Genomic DNA, 1,408 nt, shown 5'->3' on the forward strand with positions numbered 1-1,408 from the left:
GGACAGAACGGAGAGGAGTAGGGTCCAGGAATGGTCGATCAACTGGTGCCGAACGAACTCTGGACGCTCGTCGAGCCCGTATTTCCTGCGCCGCCTGCGCGGCCCAGAGGAGGTCGCCAACGACAGTCCTACCGCCAGACGTTCGCAGGCATCCTCTATCTCCTGCGGTGGGGTCTGCCTTGGCGTCAGTTGCCGGTGGCCTTGGGGCTGGGCAGCGGACGGACCTGCGAGCGTCGCTTCGACGAGTGGCAACGTGAGGGCGTGTGGATGCGCCTGTGGCGCATCCTGCTCGACTATGCGCAGGGACACGAATGCCTCGACTGGTCCCGCTCTGCGCTGGACTCCATCAGCATTCCCGCACCCCGTGGCGGATCGCACACCGGACCCAACCCCACAGATCGGGGGAAGGCCGGCAGCAAGCTGCACCTTCTCATTGACGGTCAGGGCCTCCCCCTCGCTCTCAGTCTGTCTGGCGCGAACGTCCAYGACTCGAAGCAACTGGAAGCGACCGTCGATGCGGTTCCTGGGGTGCGCAACGGACGGCGAGGTCGGCCCCGACGACGGCCGACCAAGCTCTATGCCGACAAGGGCGACGACTTTGGCCGCTGTCGCCGTGCCCTGACTCACCGGAGGATTGTGCCGCGTATTGCTCGACGAGGGGTGGAGTCGAGCTCCACCCTGGRTCGGCATCGGTGGCGAGTGGAACGGACACTGAGCTGGCTGGTGTCCTCCCGCAAGCTCGCGGTCAGGAGGGAAAGAAACGCAGCCGCGTTCCTCGGGTTGGCCCAACTCGCCTGTGCCCTGATCGTCTGGCGACGGACGTGCGGGGCGCTCAGCGCCCCGGAGGTTGCGTGATCACCTGGAGTTGTCCGTAGAGCTTCCCCAGCAGCTTGATCTGCCGTTCAGCGGCCTTGACGCGTTCGTCTTCCTGGGCAAGCTCATCCACACGGATCGCCTGTCCAGCYAGCGTGTGSGCGATGTTCAGCAGAGCTTTCTCGAACTCTACAGCGGCCATCACGGCCTCACCGCTCTCCATGGCCARGTCGCCGGCCATGCYTTCGAGCATCTCCATCATGTCCAGCCCTCGGCCTGGAAGTGGAGTGAGGGTGATCTCAGGGTCGGCTTTCTTCCGCGGCATACCTCAGTCTGCCATGGGACCGTGCATCTCCATCATGTCCAGCCCTCGGCCTGGAAGTGGAGTGAGGGTGATCTCAGGGTCGGCTTTCTTCCGCGGCATACCTCAGTCTGCCATGGGACCGTGTTCCGCCTTCGTTCTGTCCTCAGCCTCCAAGTCATTCCGCAAGCGGTCACCCGATGGGCCGTCATGTTCCATAGCTGTCCTGGCGGCGGCAAAGGTCCACGTTATCTGGGAAGGTGTGCAGACTGTCCCCAGGACAAGACCCCGGGG

The 1,408-nt window shown here is 64.3% G+C and carries 2 protein-coding genes; one reads left to right on the forward strand and one right to left on the reverse strand.

The window, feature by feature from the left end; all coding sequences use genetic code 11:
• Positions 1-30 precede the first annotated feature (30 nt).
• Positions 31-855 carry an IS5 family transposase gene (locus ASF71_RS22915; protein WP_082506070.1) on the forward strand — a complete coding sequence of 275 codons (825 nt, stop codon included), beginning with the start codon at positions 31-33 and terminating at the stop codon, positions 853-855.
• Here ASF71_RS22915 and ASF71_RS14935 read toward each other — a convergent pair.
• Positions 833-1,138: a hypothetical protein gene (locus ASF71_RS14935; RefSeq protein ID WP_056301759.1), complete on the reverse strand. Its 306-nt coding sequence runs from the start codon at positions 1,136-1,138 to the stop codon at positions 833-835. The genes ASF71_RS22915 and ASF71_RS14935 overlap by 23 nt on opposite strands.
• Between the last annotated feature and the right edge of the window lie 270 nt (positions 1,139-1,408).

Origin of the sequence: Deinococcus sp. Leaf326, from assembly GCF_001424185.1 — a bacterium.
GTDB lineage: Bacteria > Deinococcota > Deinococci > Deinococcales > Deinococcaceae > Deinococcus.